We start from the raw sequence: 16,505 nt of genomic DNA on the forward strand, positions 1-16,505 counted from the left end.
GGTGGTCTTGAGGCGGGGACGAGTGGGCGTGATGCCGACCAGGGCGCTGCGCTGCGAGGGTGCCGCGACCGGTGGGGCGGATGCGTCAGGGAGGTGCCGAGCATGCCTGCCCGATGGGCGCCCGTCGGTCGAGGAGCCGGGCGCCACCACGGTGGTGCAGCTGGTGGCGCCAAGGAGCACCAGGAGCAGGAACAGGAGAGTGAGCGGTCGGCGGGGCACCGGCTCACTGTGGTGCACCCGGTGGAGCCTGGAGGCGACACCACGCTGCCGGTCACCTCAAGGAGGGACAGCACACCCGCCGGCCCTGGTGGAAGCCGGGTCGCGCTGCGCACTGGCTGCGCCCCTGGGCGTCGTACACAGTCAGCCCCACAAGGGTCGTGGCGTTCCGGAAACCCCGCACTCTACAAGTCCGCCCGACCCCCGCACGCGCCAAAGCGCTCTCTGGCGTACGGCGCTTGGGAACCTCGGCGATTCGGCCAACCGACCTTGGTGGCAGTGCCGTTGCAGGAGCTGGGTCGGTGCCGCCTCCACCGTTCCTCGAACGCTCTATCCCGGGACTTCAGGACCGGCCGAAAAACGTGTGTTCGATATCGGGGGCTGCGTCGTTGAGCCTCGCGAACCAGCCGTGACCGACCGACAGGGGGATCGACTTGACCTCGGGCAGCACAGCAGCAACACCGAGCACAGACGAAGCGGACGGGACTCCGCCGGACAGCGGCGGCACGGCGCAGAAGGAAGAGTTCCGGTACCGGGACGAGTCTCGGTTCCAAGCCGGCGCGCAGATGACGACGACCACGATGGCGCGGCGTCTGCCCGTGCTGGTGCGCCGGTCGCTGCGAATGGCGTGGCAGGTTGACCGGGGCGCGACGGCCGGACTCCTCGCGTGCCAGACCGGCACCGGCGTGCTGGCCGCACTGGGCCTGTTCGCCGTCACCGGCACCCTCACCGCGCTGATCTCCTCCGGCGACATCACCGACCGGCTGCGGGAGGCGGCCCCACAGCTGGCCGTCATCGCCGGAGCCGCCGGCCTGCGTGTCCTGCTGGGAGTCACGGTGACCTGGCTGACCGGGCGGCTGCGGCCGGTGCTCGCCCGTGCCGCGGAGGTCAGCATGGTCGAGGCTGCTCTCGGCGCCGAGGCCGCGGCGAACAACAGACCGGGGTACAACGACCAGTACGACATCGCCGACCGCGGCGCGCAGGTCACTCCCGATCTCGTGGAGGAAGCCCAGGACGTGCTGGCCGCCACGGCGACGCTCGCTGCCGGCGCGACGGTCCTCACCGTGATCCATCCGGTTCTGTTGCCTCTACTTCTCCTGGCGTGCCTGCCGCAGGCCGCCGCGTACGTGCGCGCGGCCCGCGTGGTGTACCTCGCGAGCCTGGAGACGTCGGGGCGCCGGCGGATGCTGCACAAGCTGCGCTGGCACATGTCCTACATGGAGTCCAGCGAGGAGATGCGGGCCTGCCTGGCCGGCCCGTTCCTCCTCGGCCGCTACCGGCGCCTTGCCGCCTCCGTCAACGTCTCCGAGCGCGAGGCCGCGAACACCGGTGCCTGGATGGGCCTGGCCGGTGCGGCGGCCGGCGGAGTCGCCTCGGCGGCGGTCTGGGCGACCCTGCTGTGGCTGCTGGTTTCCGGCCGGATGGACCTGGCGGCGGGCGGCGGCGCGGTCTTCGCCCTGCAGACGGCGACCGGCTCCGTACGCGGCATCATCAACGGCGGGGCCCGGCTGGTGCGCACCGGCTGGTACGTGCAGGACTGGCAGAACTTCATCGACAACGCGCACGGGCAGGCGATGGTGGCCTCTCGTGGCTCCGAGGTGCTGTCGGCGCCTCCGGAGCGGTTCGAGGTCCGCGACGTCACCTACCGGTACGACGGTGCGGATAAGGACAGCCTGGCCGGGGTGTCGCTGAAGGTACGGCGCGGGGAGATCATGGCGCTGGTCGGGGAGAATGGGTCGGGGAAGACGACGCTGTCCCGGCTGATCTGCGGGCTGCTGCTGCCGACCTCCGGGGAAGTGGCCTGGGACCACACGACCACCGCGCGGCTGGAGCCGTGGGAGGCGTGGAAGCACGTAGCGGTAGCACCGCAGCGGTTCACCTACCTGCCGCTGACGCTGCGCGACAACGTCACCCTGGGGCAGGGCGACACCAGCGACGCCGCGCTCATGGCGGCCTGTGAGGCGTCCGGAGCCGCGGACATGCTGCCCGCCCTCCGTTCCGGCCTCGACACCCTCCTGACCAGCGAATGGTTCGGCGGCCACCAACTGTCCGGCGGGCAGTGGCAACGCGTCATCCTGACCAGGGCCTTTCACCGGAAAGCCGAACTGCTGGTGATGGATGAGCCCACGGCCGCCCTCGACGCCCGAGCCGAGCACCACGTCTTCACCGGCCTGCGGGACCTGGCCAAGGACCGCGCCATCCTTCTGATCACTCACCGCCTCGCCAACGTCGCCGTGGCCGACCGGATCGTCGTCCTCGACCGGGGCCGCCTCGTCCAGGAAGGCACGTACGCGCAGCTCACCCGCGAACCCGGGCTCTTCCGGACCCTGTGGGAACTGGAGCAGCGCACCGGCGGCGCACCCGATCCGAACTGAGCCCCGCCGCCGCGGTCCTGAGCCGATTTCGGCCGTCCGCCAACGGCCGGGGTCGGCCGACCCGCCGGCCTGGCCGGCCGACCCCGGCACCCCGACGACCAACGCGACAGACCCCCGGGAGGAACCGTGTTCCCCGTCCGCACCGAATCTGATGGCGGTGGGCCCTGCTGCTCCGCCGTCCCGCGCCCGGGCGCGAGGTCTGCCGGATGAGCCCGACGAAGCTGCCGCCCGCGGCCCTGCAGCGCTGGGCGGAACAGCAGGTCGGCCCCGTCCCCGACGCCTCGCACGACTGGGACCGCTCCCGGGTGTGGGACCTGGAGGGCGAACGCGGGGTGCACCACTACCTGAAGGTCTCGCCCTCGGTGAAGTTCTTCACCCGTGAGAGCCGTGCCTACCGCCACATCGTCCCCGTCCTCGGACACACCCGGGCGCCCCGCCTCATCGACAGCCGTGCCCAGGACCTGGCCCTGCTGCTCACCGCGGTCCCCGGCACCCCGGCGAAGAAACTGAGCCAGAGGTCCCTGAGACAGATCCTGTGCGAGCCCCGCTTCGAGGGCCGCATGCAGGCCGCGAGCACCACGGTGACCGCAGGAGCCCGGCCCCACGCCGCCGCGGCCACTTGCGCCTTGGTCCTCTTCCTTGGCGTCGGCGGCACCCTCACCGTCGGAGCGGTCCTCCAGATCGTCCCCGTGATCCTCCTGTTCGCCTCCCCTGTCCGCGCCCTGCGGGACATGCCCGTCCCGTCCGCGGGGACCGCCGTGCCGCCCGCCTGTGAAGGAGCCTCATGACGACGACCTCGACCGCCGCGTACTGGGAACCGCTCTGGGCAGGCGGTCGTCGCTACCGGCAACTCGACGGCCCCGAAACCCGGCTGATGGATGAACACCTCGGCCCCGGCCGCGGCCGCCCCGCCCTCGACCTCGGCTGCGGCGACGGCACCCTGGCCCGCCACCTTCACCACGAGCTCGGATACCGCACCACCGGCATCGACATCTCCCCCAGCGCCGTCGCACTCGCCGCCGCCCACGACGAAGGCGCTCCCGGTCCGGCGTGGCGGTGCGGCGACATCACCACCAGCGACCTCACGGCGCTGCCGGAGCCTGCGTACGCGGTCATCACCTGCCGCCTGGTCTACCGGTGGGTGGACGACAGGGCGGCCTTCCTCAACCGCGTCCGCCACCTCCTCGTCCCCGGGGGGACGTTCTGGGTGGTCACCGAGATCGCCGGACGCCGCGAGGACACCGACCCCCGCCACGGTCTCGGGATCAGCCCCGCCGAGACCGAAATCCTCACCGCCGGCTGGTCCGCGGTCCAGGCCGCCGACCTCGACGTGCTCCGCTGCTACGCCCTGCGCCCCTGACCCCACTCACCACCCCCTTCCGCTGGAGGCCTCGGTGACCACCGAGAAGGACACCGTCGACGTCTGGAACACCTACGGCACCCACCAGATCACCAGAGGACTTCAGCTGCCCGGACTGGACCGGTGGGACTGGGGAATCCCGGAGGCCGGCCCCGGCATCAACGCCCTCGGCGATGTGTCGGGACTACGTGTCCTAGACCTCGGCAGCGGCCTCGGCCGGCACGCCGCGAACCTTGCAGCCCTGGGCGCCAAGGTCACCGCCGTCGACGCCTCACCCGCCCAGCACCAGCGCGCCCTCACCCGCTACCCGGATCACCCCGGCCTGCGCCTGGTGTGCGCCGACGCGGTGGCCCACTTGCGAGCTGCCGACCCGTACGACCTGATCTACTCCGTCTGCTCCGTGCCGTACCTGGACCCCAACCGGTTGCTGCCCGCCCTGGCCAACGGGCTCAAACCGGGCGGACGCCTGGTCTTCTCCACGCTGCACACCAACTCGGACGGCGCCGGGCCCTCGACCGAGGTGACCCCGCGCCCCGAGATCCTGCGACTGCCCGGCACAACCGAGGACCACCCCGTGAACATGTGGGTCCTCAGCGTGCAGCTCTGGGAAGACCTCCTGGTCCAGCACGGCCTCACCCTGGAATCGGTCACGGCGATCGACTCCCCGACGGCGGGCAATGCGGTCTCCTACCGGCTGTACACGGCCCGCCGTCCGGACCGCGTGCCGAGCCGCCCCCGCACCAACGCACCTCCCCCGCCGAACACCGCCCTCGGAGTCGGCGTGATCGTGCACGGCCCGGACGGAGTCCTGCTCGGCCAACACCGGCGCCGTACCTGGGAGCTCGCCGGCGGGAAGGTCGAGCCGGGCGAGACCTTCGCCGAGGCCGCCGTCCGCGAGCTTCGCGAGGAGGCCGGCCTCGTCGCTGCGCCCGACGACGTGGAGGTACTGGGCACGCTCCTGGACCGGGTGGGCGACGTCGTACGGCTGACGGTGCCCGCCCTGATCACCTGCTGGTCCGGCATTCCCCAGCAACGAGAGGAGGCCATCGGGTCCTGGCGGTTCTGGCGCCTCGATGCGTTGCCCCAGCCGTTGTTCGTGCCCAGCGCCCAGTGCCTGACCGCCTGGGACCCCGCCCTCCCGCTCGATCACCCGCTCGCCCACTTCCAGCCGTACGTCTCCCCCGGCCGGTAGGCCGGCACCGACCACGCCCGCGACTGCGTTCGACGAAAAGGGTCTCACCCGTGCCTCCGTCCTCTTCCGCGTCCCGGCCGTCCCTGCTGGGCGTCTGCGGTCATCCGGACGACGAGTCCCTCCTGGCCGGCGGCGTCCTCGCGCAGCACGCCGCCGCGGACCGGTCGCTGGACACCTCACGAACCACCGGCTGAGCAACTTGCCACCTTTTCAGGCCGCTCCGCACTCGGAACCGAGATCTATGCGGGACAACCCTCAGACGTCGTTTCTTTTGGCGGTTCGCGGTGTGCAGGGATAATGCTGTGGTGCTGTCGACGTGGATTGCTGAGGTGGCGGACGAGCCTCTGGTGCTGGAGCCGGCTGACCGGCGGGTGGAGTTGGAGACGCCCCGCAAGAGGTTCGCCAAGAGAGGGACCGCGAGTCTTGATCACCATTGAGGCCGCTGATTGGCTGGCAGACATGAAAGATCTCGGACCCGTTGCGTGGCCACCTGCACCGATCAAGACCGAGAGGCTCGTGCTGCGTGAGCCCGAGGCTTGGGACCGTGCGGCGTTCATCGAACTGCACGCCTCGTCGGAGGTGCACACCTACCTCGGCAGCCCCCGCCCGCGTGACGAGCTTGAGCGCGAGATGCCCGAGGTGCCCGAGCGGCGGCCCGGGATGTTCGTCGTGGATCTCGAAGGGGCGATGATCGGCCAGATCCTGCTCAGGAGAGCAACGGAGCACCTTTGCCCCACTGCCGTGGGGAAGGTCGATCTCGGCTACCTGTTCCTGCCGCGGGCCTGGGGATTCGGGTATGCCGCCGAGGCGTGCGCGGCGGCACTGGACTGGCTCGAAGACGTCCTTCCGGGTGAGCCGGTGGTGCTTGCCACTCAGACCGCCAACGTCCGTTCAATGCGCCTCGCGGCAAAGCTGGGGTTCACCGAAGTAGAGCGGTTCCGGGCCTGGGACGCCGATCAGTGGCTCGGCCTGCGGGCCCCGGTCACGCCCTCTGATTGAGTTCGCGCTCGACAGCGTGGCTCTGTCGAAGTGCCGTTGTTCTCGCCGACGAAGCCGGTCGGGTTGGCGGGGCATGCAGGCGCTGGAAGGAGCGGCGCAAAGGCCTGCTGTTCGTCGAACGCGGCGCAGGACCGAACTCGCCGGAGTCCCGCGGCCGGTCCAGCGCGCCGTGGTGCACGTCCCGGCCGTGCTGCAATTTCGGCACCCTGCAGGGCCGCCGGCCCGACGGTTGTGGCCGGGCCGACGGGTGCTTCCTGTCCAATACCGCCGGGCCTGGGTTTCCGGGGGTTTGCGGTGGGGCAACTGCGGGGGCGCAACTGAGCCCGCGCGGCGGCACCATCACTGTGACCGGGGCCCCGGCCATCCACGGCCCCGGAGCGCGTCAGGAGATCGAGCCCTTCGCTGGCCAGGTCGTCCACTTCGTCCCGACGGGCGAGGGACTGCCGACGGTCTACGTCAGCGGCGACACGCCTCGCTCGACGCGGTCAGGGAGATCGCCGACCGCTTCGCCCCGATCGACACCGCCCTCCTGTTCGCCGGCGCCCCCCGCTTCCCCATGCTCTTCGACGGCAACCTGATCGTCCTGGACAGCGCCCGAGCCGCCGAGGCCACCCGGATTCTTGACGCCCACCGCGTCGTCCCCGTCCACCACGACAGCTGGGCCCACTTCACCGAGGGCCGCGACGAACTGGAGGCAGCCTTCGCCGCCGCGGGCCTGACCGACCTCCTGGACCAGGACTGGGCGCAGCGCGCCTGAGCCCGGACCGCAGCTCAGGAACCGAGACCTCGTGCCACGTGACGGCCGACCCCGTGCTCATGTCGCTTCTCCCTTGCCGGTACGCCCGAACTGCTCGTCCAGGACGGAGAGCCGACGCCAGTACTCGTCCTCGTCGATCTCGCCGGAGGCGAAGCGGCGGCCGAGCACGGCGATCGGCGAGTCACCCGCCGGGCGGCCTCCGCCGGCGGTCCGCCACGGACCGCCGCGACCGCGCCGGGCCGTGCCGCGCAGGACGGTCACGACACCGATCACGACGGCCGCCCAGATCAGCGGGAAGAACAGGATCCACGGGCCGGGGCCGCCGTCCCAGTTCGCCAGGGTCTGCATCTCGGTTCATCTCCTCGGTGGTTGTCTCGTGATGCTCCGAGCCTCTCCCCGGGAGGGGTGCCGGGTCGTCGTACGAACAGCGGCGGTGTGCGTACCACCCCGGGAGTACGCGGCAGGTCTCCGGCTGCTCCTGTGGCTCACCGCACCCTCTCGATTTCTGTACCTACTAGTATGTACAGTGACGTCATGAGCACTCCGGAGCGACTGATCGAGTCCACCCGCGCACTGCTGTGGGAACGCGGCTACGTGGGCACCAGTCCTAAAGCGATCCAGCAGCACGCGGGCGCGGGCCAGGGCAGCATGTACCACCACTTCAAGGGCAAGCCCGACCTGGCCCTGGCCGCCATCACCCGGACCGCCGAGGAGTTGCGGGCCACCGCCGAGGGCGTGCTGAGCGCCTCCGGCACGCCGTACGAGCGCATCGAGGCGTATCTGCGGCGCGAGCGCGACGTGCTGCGCGGCTGCCCCGTCGGGCGGCTGACGATGGACCCGGACGTCATCGCCAGCGAGGAACTGCGCGCACCCGTCGACGCGACACTCGACTGGCTGCGTGAGCGCCTCGCCCACCTCGTCGAAGAGGGCAAGGAACAGGGGCAGTTCGCTCCCTCCCTCGACGCCGAGGAGATCGCCGCGACGATCGTCGCCACCGTCCAGGGCGGCTACGTCCTCGCCCGCGCGTCCGGCTCACCCGCCGCGTTCGACACGGGCGTGCGCGGACTGCTCGCCCTTCTCTCCCCTTCGCGCTGAGCACGCCTTCCCCGGCCGGCACCCGGCCCGATCACCCCTTTCGGAGGCACGATGCACGCCATGCAGTACGAGCTGACCCTGCCCGCCGACTACGACATGAGCGTCGTCCGCGACCGGGTCGCGCGGCTCGGACACCGGCTCGACGACTGGGACGGTCTCGGCTTCAAGACCTACCTGATACGCGAGCGGGGCGTGCACGGCTCCCCGGTCAACCAGTACGCCCCGTTCTACCTGTGGAACACGGTGGAGGGCATGAACGCCTTCCTGTGGACCGGCCCGTTCCAGGGGATCGTCGACGACTTCGGACGGCCCGTGGTGCAGCAGTGGACCGGACTCGCGTACGAGGAAGGAGGCGCCGCCGGTTCTCCGGGCGCGGTCGCGGTGCGGCGCCGCCGGTCCCTCCCGGAGGGAATGCCGCTGTCGGAGGCGGCGCGGGAAGCGGCCCGCGAGGCCGGACGGCTGGCCGCACTGGACGGTGCCGTCTGCGCGGCGACCGCCGTCGACACCCGGAACTGGGAGGTGGTGCACTTCTCGGTGTGGGCCCACGACGCCCCCGGGACGGCCGGTGAGGTGTTCGAGGTCCTGCACATGTCGCAGCCCGGGCGCACCCTGCTGCCGCGGGGGATGCAGTGGTGAGCGCGGTCCGCACCGTCCTCGGGGATGTGCTCCCCGGACAGCTGGGCGTGTGCGACGCACACGACCACCTCTTCTTCGGCAGCCCCCGCCTCCCCGGTCAGGAACTGTGCGACGCCGCCTCCGCGCGCGCCGAACTGGCCGCGTTCCGGGAGCAGGGCGGTGCGAGCGTGGTGCAGTGGACGCCGTACGGACTCGGCCGGCGGGCCGCGGATCTGCCGCTCCTCTCCCGCGACACGGGAGTGCACGTGGTCGCCGCGACGGGCCTGCACCAAGCCGAGCACTACGCACCGGAGTTGCTCACCGGCCTGCGCGGCAGGCTGGCGGAGGTGTTCGTCGCGGAACTGACGCGGGGCATCGGCACGACACGGGTCCGGGCGGGGCTGATCAAGGTCGCCGGGGGCTTCCACGCCCTGGACGCGCACGCCCGCTGGACCGTGACCGCGGCGGCCGAGGCCCACCACGCCACGGGCGCCCCCGTCGCCGTCCACCTGGAGCTGGGCACGGGTGCGCTCGACGTACTCGACCTGCTGTGCGGGGAGTTGGGCGTTCCGCCGCACCGGGTGATCCTCGGGCACCTCAACCGGTCGCCCGACCCGGTGGTGCAGCGCCAGGCCGCCGAGGCGGGTGCCTACCTCGCCTTCGACGGGCCCTCGCGCGCCCACCACGCCACGGACTGGCGGATGCCGGACGCCGTACGGGCGCTGGCCGAGGCCGGTTTCGGCCATCGGCTGCTCCTGGGCGGCGACACGACGACCGCGGGTGCCCGCTCGGTCAACGGCGGCCCCGGGATGCCGTATCTGCTGCGCCGGGTCCGGCCTCGGCTCGAAGTCGCCCTCGGCAGGGAGCTGGTGGAACGCGTCCTCGTCGAGAACCCCGGCCGCGCCTTCGCGGTCGAGTGGCTCTAGGAGGTCCGCGCCGGTCCGGGTGTCAGAGGACGGCGAGCGCCGTCAGCGGGTCGTCGAGGACCGGCTGCCAGGCCAACTCGGCGGCGCCCACCAGGCTGTTGTGGTCCAGCGTGCAGGGAAGGATCGGCACGCCGCCGCTCTGCCCCCACAGGCTGCGGTCGGCGACCACGGCCCGCAGGCGGTCCGGGTCGGCGTCCAGGAGCGTGCGGTGGAGTCCGCCCAGGATGATGCGGTCCGGATTGAGGATGTTGACCAGCCCCGCGAGCCCGAGCCCGAGCCGGTCGATCAGTGCCTCGGTGGCCGTGCGGACGGCCGGGTCGGCGTACTGGCCGCGGATCAGGTCGTTGGACTGCTTCAGCAGCGAGACCTCGGGCCCCGGCGTGCGTCCTGAGGCGTCCAGGAAGGCCAGCGGGTCCGCCTCGACGTCGAGGCATCCCCGGCTCCCGCAGTGGCAGGGCCGCCCCTCGGGATTGACGGTGAGGTGCCCGACCTCCAGCGCGAGGCCCGAACTGCCCGTGTGCAGCCGCCCGTCCAGCACGAGCGCACCGCCCACGCCCCGGTGGCCGGTGGCCACGCACAGGAGGTCACGGGCGCCACGGCCCGCGCCGTGCCGGTGCTCGGCGAGCGCGGCGAGGTTGACGTCGTTGGCCGCGAAGGCCGGTCCGAGGATGCCGGCGGCGCGCACCCGCTCGGCGAAGATCTGCCGGACCGGCGCGCCGGCGGGCCAGGCGAGGTGGAGCGGGTTGAGGGCGAGCCCGTCCGGTTCCGCCACCGCCGACGGCACGGCGAGTCCGGCGCCGACGCAGCGCCGCCCGGTCGCCGCCAGCAAGTCGGCGCCCGCCTCGACCACCGAGCCGAGGACCTTCGCCGGGTCGGCGTCGACCGTCTCACAGCCGGGCGCGGTGGCGACGATCCGGCCGCCCAGGCCGACCAGCGCCGCGCGGAACCCGTCGGCGTGGACCTGCGCGGCGAGCGCGACGGGGCCGTCCTCGGCGACCCCGAGGCGGTGCGAGGGGCGGCCCTGTGATCCGGCGGCCGCTCCGGGCCGCGCGTCCACACGGATCAGGCCCAGCGCCTCAAGCTCCGCGGCCACCGCGCCGGCCGTCGCCCGGGTGACCCCCAGTTCGGCAGTGAGCACGGCACGGGTCGGCGCACGTCCGGTGTGCACGAGCTCCAGCGCGGGTCCGAGCGCACCACGCCCCCGGTCCAGCCGCGTCCGCGTGTTCCCTTCCCCCGCCGCCCGGGGGGCCGCCTTGCCGTTCATGAGGGCGAGTCTCCCATGATCCGGACAGGCGCTGGGCCCGTCCCCCCGGGCACGTGGTGACGAGGTGAGCGGCGCGCGCGGCGGGACCAGGCAGGAGCAGCAGGACGACCAGCGGTACAGTTCTCCAGTTAGGTGTCCTGGACCATGCGGTACACGGCGTCGGTGACGTCCCCGTACCCCTAGACGCCCGCGAGCCACACGTCCCGCTGGAACCCGCCCCAGGTGCGGCCCTCGAAGTGGGCCAGGCCCCAGGGCTTGTCTCGTCTCGGTGTGGTCGTGTGTTCAGCCTTGCCCGCCGTACTCGTACAGGGCACCGAGGACCAGTACCGCGGCCGGAGCGAAAATGAGCCCCGTCGCCATGAGCCAGCCCATCTTCCTCGACGTCTTCTTCGCGACCTTGGCGCACAGCCACCAGGCGGGCCCCAGGTACAGGACGAGGAAGAAGAGGACGATGAAACCGGCACCTGAACCCATGACCGCTTGCCTGCTTTCTCTGCTGTGCTCATGCGATGTGCTCCGGCCACCAAGGGCCGGGCCTGCCGTTCACTCGTTGACGCGAGGGCCGCTCCGGCACAACCGGGCGGCCCCCGCGCTCTGAACGTCACACGCTACTGCGTGTAGTTCTCCGAGAACCTGTTCGCCGGATCGTCACAGTGGACGACGTTCGACGGTCGGAAGCCGGGTCCGTCCCCGATGACCGGGACGGGCGGCTCGACGTTCCACGGGTTGCCGCCGTTTCCACGGGTGGCGGCACTGCAGGTGCCGAAGGCGTTGCCGTTGGGAGCCGTCAGCGGGAGGTTGGAGAAGTTCTTCCAGTCTCCCCCGCGGATCCTCGCGTTCGACGGCCGGCCGAGGTTGTCGGTCATCGTGTCGTCGATGTAGAGGTACAGATCGGGCATGTAGCTCTGGAACGCGATGCCGTTGTGCGGCGTGGCGTCCCCGTTCTCCTCCATGTGCGTCGGCTTGACGCTGCCGTCCGCGCAGAACGCGGCGGCGATGTCCTGCCAGATCGGAGGCGCGTTGCCGATCATGCTGCCGAAGACGTTGTTGTCCCCGCTGTTCTTGAAGAACATCGAGTAGATGTCGCCGGCGAAGTTCTTGACAGCGTAGTTGGTCTCCAAGTTGGAGTTGATTTTGTCAACCCAGGCCTTGACGTTGTCGTTGATGTACTTGTGGGCGACCATCGGCCGGTAGCCGTGGACCCCGCCGCCCACAGCGCGGAAGTCCACGCATGTGCGGTCCGAGTTCAGGTGTGCGCCCCGGAAGTGAGGGAAGTACGCCTGCCCGGGGGTGTCGCCGTCGGTGTACGGGTGCGAGGTGAGGACGTTCCCGTACTCAAGGGCATCCTGGGTGGTGTAGTCGATGTTCGGCTTCGGGATGCCGTAGTCGGCTTCGATGGCCTTCATGATGTCGGTCACGAAGTACGGAAGGTGGGCGTTGCCGACACGGACCCGGTAGCTCGCCCCCTCACTGCCGGCGACGATCTTCCCGCTGTCGTCGGAGACGAACGTGACGTCGACTTCGCTCTTGATCTTGTAGCTGTTGTCGCCGTTCAGCGCCACACTCGCGGGCTGCGAGGGATCGGGCCGCTGATTGGACATGCCCATCCAGACAGGGATCGACATGGCAGGCGCTGAGCCGTCCGAGGTCGGCTTCTCCCCGCCGGCCTTGATGTCCGTGTACCACTTGTCGGCCGCGTCCCAGGTCTTCTGGCCGGTGCACTCGCCCACCGCCTTGGCGGTCGGGCAGCGTGCCTCGTAGGAGAGACCGCTCGCGTCCGCCCCAGCATTGTCCCAGCGGGGGCCTTCATACGCGAGCCCCTGACCCCAGTCGTGCAGGGTCTTTGCGTTCCGCAGAGGGGTGTTCAACTCCTCCGGCATGTTGGAGTCGAGGTTCTGGTTCGGGTCGAAGATCGCGGCCGCGGTGAGGGAGCGGTGCACGAACTTGCCCTTGATCGGCTGGAAGGCGACGGCGCCCCAGGCGATGTCATCGTCGGCGGTGCCTCCCACGGGCGTGTAGTTCGACAGGCTCACGCTCGGGGTGGAGGTGAACTTGTAGGCGCCGAGTGACACCCACTTGCTGCTGTTGCCGTCCTGGTTGACGTACCGGTCGTAGGGTCCGCCGACCGCGCCGTTGACGACGTAGTGGGCCCGGTGGGTCTGCGCCCCGGTGTCGGGAACATGCGCGTACACCTGGGCCAGGTCCATGCTCTCACCGAGCGTCCAGGTGCCGTCGATGGTCATGTAGCCGTTGGGACCGCCAAGATGGGACCTGTCGCGGGTGTGGGTGTACCAGAAGTGGCCGCCGTAGCCGCCGCCGACCTGGTGCAGGTCCGCCTTCGCTTCGTAGCGACCCTCTGTGCCGGGGTAGAACCCGAACTGGAAGCTGCCCGAGGAGGTTACCTGCCCGCAGTCGCTCCACGATTCGGTTCCGTTGGGGACGGACGCGACGACATGGGCGCCGGTGGGCACGCCGGAGCATACGGGCGTCCCGTTCTTGAGTCGGTAGCCGCGCCCCGGCTCCGGGATCTCCGTCTGATACTTGATGTTCTCGTGCCCGCAGTCGTTGGCGCAGTTGGTCTTCCACTGCACATTGGGCTTGTTCCACCAGTACTTCGCGTAGCACGCCTCGTTATTGCAGTCCGGCGGCGCGCTCGGGTCACAGTTGTTGTTGCCGTTGCAGAAGGTGCTCAGCGGCGGCGAGACCTGGCTGCGCTGACCGGGGCTGGTCCACCAGGCGGGCTGGAAGCCGGCCGAGGAGAACCCGGACTCACCCTTCCAGTCCTGACGGCCCGAGGTGCCGTAGGAGAAGCCGGCGTCGATGGACCAGGCGGACCAGCCCATCACCTTCTCCTCGTACGGCCAGTCCTGCGGATGCGCCGCATCCTTGTTGGCTTCCGAGCCGTCCACGGAGGTGTCCATGAAGGGGTGGCCCCAGCTCTTCTTGTAGAGCGGGTTGGCCGGGTTGTTGTACCAGCCCAGGCCCCAGTGCCCATCGTGCTTCGACGCCTCCGACGGCGGGTTGAAGCCGAGGTTGTAGTTCCACACGGCGGTGAACCAGTTCTCCACCATGGACGGGTCGTCGTTGTTGACGGTGACCTTCTGCCCGTCCGTGTGGACCTCGTTCCACTTGCTGGCGAGGATCTTCATGGAGGCGGCGATGTTCGTCGCGTAATCGACGGCCACGGCCTTCTGCAGGGCCGGGGAGAGGCTGGTCTCCCCCGGCTTCTCGTGACCCGCCAGGCGCATGCCGTCGGTGACCTGCCCGACGCCGTAACCGCAGTCCGACTTGTCCCAGTTGATCTGCCAGTAGGCGTCCGGGTCACCGTCCACGGCCTTGTGACCGTAGTAGCCGTCCACGGCAGCGAGGGGGCTGCCCATCTGGCCGGGGATCGAACCGCCCTCGGCCTGCCACAGGTTCGACTCCTGGGCCATGATGCCGAGGAGTACGTTGGCAGGGATGCGCCCCTGACCGTCGCCGCCCTTCAACGTCGGCGGGCGAAAGACGCCCTGCGGGTCGATGGAGCTGATGCCGGTCTGGTTGCGGTACCCGCCCTGCCGGATCACCCCGGCGCGCAGCTTGCCGCGGACGGCCATGTCGACGGCCCATTCGACCTGGTTCGGGGTCGGCTGCAGCGCTTGGACTCCGGTGTCGTTGCGGGAGATGGCGCACCAGCGGTCGGTGTCGACCGGAGTGTGTGACACCTCGGCCGCGGTGCGCGCCAACTGCTTCTTCTTGCCCTGCGACCCGCCGGCGGCGAGGGCGGGCGAGAAGGTGTCGTTCCCGGTGGGAGCCGTCGTCTCGGGAACGGACTGGGTGATCTTCTCGCCGGTGGTGGTGGCGGTGGAGGTCACAGTCGTCGGCGCGTCCGACGTCACCGTTGCGGGAGCCTGCGCAGACCGGTCCTGCGGGGAGGGTTCGGTCTTGGTGAAGCCCTTGCCCGCGTTCTTCACCCGTTCCAGGCCGGCACGGACGCCAGGAGTGAGGACCGGGTGGACGGCGAGCCGCCCCAGGGAGGAGACGTCCGTGTTCGAGGGGGCGTTGACACGGGTGACCCCGGTGCCCTTCGTGCGCGGGGTGCCGGTGGGGTGTCCGGTGAGGAACACCCGGCCCGCCGCGCCCTGCATCAGGTCGAGGTCGCCGAGCTTGCCCGAGGCGATGACGGACGGCTTGGCCTGCCCGTTCAGGAGCTTGGCGTGCGCGGTGGTGTCGTCGCTGCGGTCGACGAAGGCGATCTGTCCGTCTGCGGCAGGGCGGATGTCGAACGGGACGCCGTCCGCAGTGGTCAGGTTCTTCACCTTGCCGGACCGGCCGATGTGCACCAGGTGACGGCCGAGTGCGGCCACCGTACCGTCCTTCACCGGAACAGCGCTGGTGACCTCACCACCCGTCACGGTCGTGCCGGTCGTCTTCCCCGCCGTGTTCACGGTCATCACGCGCGTCTTCGTGCGTTCGGGGTCGTTCATGTCCCGGTAGGCGGTGAACGCGACCGTGTGGGTGTCCGGGTTGCAGGTCGGGTCGAAGTAGGCGAGCGAAGCCGTGAACGGCAGCTTGGTGACGTTCCCGCTGTCGAGGTTGACGATGGCGGCGAATGCGCCGCCCTGCATCAGATCCGGCTTGTTCGTGAACGTGCGGGGCGCGTAGACGACGGCAGCGTGCGCGTTGTCGATGACGCACTGGTTGCCGATCCACGAGTCCGCTGGCATGCCGGGCTCGGCAAGGACGGTGGCGGTCTTCCACTCGTACGCCTTCGCGCTGTCGGCCACGAGGACGTGTACGCCGTCGGAGTCGGCGGCAAGGGTGACAGCCCGGTCCTCGGAGGTGTTCCAGCCCTTGCCGAGCTTGCGGCCCGGATGGGCGACCCGGCTGGTGGGCTCCGACGGTGTGGTGTGGCTGCGGTCGGGCTGCGGCTCGGGTGCGGCGGTGGCGGGCGCTGCCTGCAGGAGGCCGCCGGTCAGTGCGGCGCAGGCCAGCACGGTGGCCAGAGGCGCGCGTGTTCGTTTTCTGGGTCTCAAGAGAGTGCTTCCCCGCTTCTCGTTGAGTGGTCTCCCGTGCCTGGTCGGGGCACAGCTAGGCCCGCCTCCGGGCGAGACGGGCCTGAAGGGACGGGCGTGTCCTGGTGGTCAGCCGGTTGCTTCGAGAACCGCGCGGAAGACGGCACCGACGGGCTCCGGACGGTGCGCCTGCTCGGTGGTGGCGGCGATGGCCAGGCCCTCGCGGAACGCGTTGAGGCGACCTTCGTCTCGTCCGATGGCGGCGGTGGCCGCCAGGCTCGCGACAACGACGCGGGCCTGGCGAACGGGTCTGAGTACCTTCAAAGCTTTTACCCTTCGTATGCATGTCTTCGTGCATGACAGGGCGAAGCCGCCGCACCTCGGGGTGTCTTCATGGAAGGACCACGAACTCTGGGATATGACGGCTGACTTGAGAGAACGGCGAAGGCGGCCTACTTCGTGGCGGTTCGTGTGAGACGCAAGGACCCTCCCCCTTGGAAGCTGTGTGTGCTGCCAGGGGAGTGCACATGGCTGGGCACGCTCCCCCGCTTGCCGTTCCCAGCCTGCGTACGGGCGGACTGGTCTGGTCCATTCGCCGCAAGAAGTGCACTGTAGACACACGCACACCACGTGTAGCAAGGGCGCTTCATGTGCATGACGGGAAACTGGCAGGCGTGCGCGGAACCCACTGCCACGCGCTTCCATCTGTGCG

General features: G+C 70.5%; 14 protein-coding genes and 1 pseudogene. 10 read left to right on the plus strand and 5 right to left on the minus strand.

What is annotated here, in order from left to right:
- Window positions 1-650: 650 nt before the first annotated feature.
- The 7 genes and pseudogenes from ACFYP4_RS16500 to ACFYP4_RS16530 all read left to right on the plus strand — a co-directional run.
- Window positions 651-2,591, plus strand: a complete 1,941-nt coding sequence (locus ACFYP4_RS16500; RefSeq protein ID WP_358851302.1) for an ABC transporter ATP-binding protein — start codon at window positions 651-653, stop codon at window positions 2,589-2,591.
- A gap of 206 nt (window positions 2,592-2,797) precedes the next feature.
- Window positions 2,798-3,379 (plus strand): hypothetical protein, encoded by a 582-nt coding sequence (locus ACFYP4_RS16505; RefSeq protein WP_358851301.1) that lies wholly within the window; start codon window positions 2,798-2,800, stop codon window positions 3,377-3,379.
- Window positions 3,376-3,951, plus strand: a complete 576-nt coding sequence (locus ACFYP4_RS16510; protein WP_358851300.1) for a class I SAM-dependent methyltransferase — start codon at window positions 3,376-3,378, stop codon at window positions 3,949-3,951. Before ACFYP4_RS16505 ends, ACFYP4_RS16510 begins: the two co-directional genes overlap by 4 nt.
- Before the next feature lie 34 nt (window positions 3,952-3,985).
- On the plus strand, window positions 3,986-5,143 hold the full coding sequence (locus ACFYP4_RS16515) for an NUDIX domain-containing protein (RefSeq protein ID WP_388785927.1): 1,158 nt from the start codon (window positions 3,986-3,988) through the stop codon (window positions 5,141-5,143).
- Between the two features lie 50 nt (window positions 5,144-5,193).
- Window positions 5,194-5,337: a hypothetical protein gene (locus tag ACFYP4_RS16520; RefSeq protein WP_358851298.1), complete on the plus strand. Its 144-nt coding sequence runs from the start codon at window positions 5,194-5,196 to the stop codon at window positions 5,335-5,337.
- Window positions 5,338-5,602: 265 nt separating this feature from the next.
- On the plus strand, window positions 5,603-6,142 hold the full coding sequence (locus ACFYP4_RS16525; RefSeq protein WP_358851318.1) for a GNAT family N-acetyltransferase: 540 nt from the start codon (window positions 5,603-5,605) through the stop codon (window positions 6,140-6,142).
- A 323-nt stretch (window positions 6,143-6,465) separates the two neighbouring features.
- Window positions 6,466-6,899, plus strand: a pseudogene (locus ACFYP4_RS16530) (MBL fold metallo-hydrolase); the annotation flags it as partial.
- Between the two features lie 57 nt (window positions 6,900-6,956).
- Here the strand turns inward: ACFYP4_RS16530 and ACFYP4_RS16535 are convergent.
- Window positions 6,957-7,247 (minus strand): SHOCT domain-containing protein, encoded by a 291-nt coding sequence (locus tag ACFYP4_RS16535; RefSeq protein WP_358851297.1) that lies wholly within the window; start codon window positions 7,245-7,247, stop codon window positions 6,957-6,959.
- A 186-nt stretch (window positions 7,248-7,433) separates the two neighbouring features.
- On the opposite strand from ACFYP4_RS16535, the gene ACFYP4_RS16540 reads away from it, so the two are divergent.
- Genes ACFYP4_RS16540 through ACFYP4_RS16550 form a run of 3 tightly spaced genes read left to right on the plus strand, consistent with a single transcriptional unit; the run spans window position 7,434 to window position 9,535 of the window.
- Window positions 7,434-7,994: a TetR/AcrR family transcriptional regulator gene (locus ACFYP4_RS16540; RefSeq protein ID WP_358851296.1), complete on the plus strand. Its 561-nt coding sequence runs from the start codon at window positions 7,434-7,436 to the stop codon at window positions 7,992-7,994.
- 51 nt (window positions 7,995-8,045) lie between these two features.
- The gene (locus tag ACFYP4_RS16545) at window positions 8,046-8,630 is read left to right on the plus strand and encodes a DUF4865 family protein (RefSeq protein ID WP_358851295.1); all 585 of its coding nucleotides are present in this window, start codon (window positions 8,046-8,048) and stop codon (window positions 8,628-8,630) included.
- The gene (locus ACFYP4_RS16550; RefSeq protein WP_388785930.1) at window positions 8,627-9,535 is read left to right on the plus strand and encodes a phosphotriesterase; all 909 of its coding nucleotides are present in this window, start codon (window positions 8,627-8,629) and stop codon (window positions 9,533-9,535) included. The genes ACFYP4_RS16545 and ACFYP4_RS16550 overlap by 4 nt, the downstream gene beginning before the upstream one ends.
- A 22-nt stretch (window positions 9,536-9,557) precedes the next feature.
- Here ACFYP4_RS16550 and ACFYP4_RS16555 read toward each other — a convergent pair whose 3' ends face one another.
- From ACFYP4_RS16555 to ACFYP4_RS16570, 4 genes are all read right to left on the minus strand, one after another.
- Entirely contained in the window at window positions 9,558-10,799 is a 1,242-nt protein-coding gene (locus tag ACFYP4_RS16555) for an ROK family protein (protein ID WP_358851293.1), read from the minus strand.
- A gap of 282 nt (window positions 10,800-11,081) precedes the next feature.
- The gene (locus ACFYP4_RS16560; RefSeq protein ID WP_358851292.1) at window positions 11,082-11,273 is read right to left on the minus strand and encodes a hypothetical protein; all 192 of its coding nucleotides are present in this window, start codon (window positions 11,271-11,273) and stop codon (window positions 11,082-11,084) included.
- 134 nt (window positions 11,274-11,407) lie between these two features.
- Window positions 11,408-15,814, minus strand: a complete 4,407-nt coding sequence (locus ACFYP4_RS16565; RefSeq protein WP_388785932.1) for a hypothetical protein — start codon at window positions 15,812-15,814, stop codon at window positions 11,408-11,410.
- Between the two features lie 108 nt (window positions 15,815-15,922).
- A complete protein-coding gene (locus ACFYP4_RS16570) occupies window positions 15,923-16,117 on the minus strand; it encodes a hypothetical protein (RefSeq protein WP_358851290.1) in 195 nt (64 codons plus the stop codon).
- Window positions 16,118-16,505: the final 388 nt, after the last annotated feature.

The organism is Streptomyces sp. NPDC005551 (assembly GCF_042871785.1).
Lineage (GTDB): Bacteria > Actinomycetota > Actinomycetes > Streptomycetales > Streptomycetaceae > Streptomyces.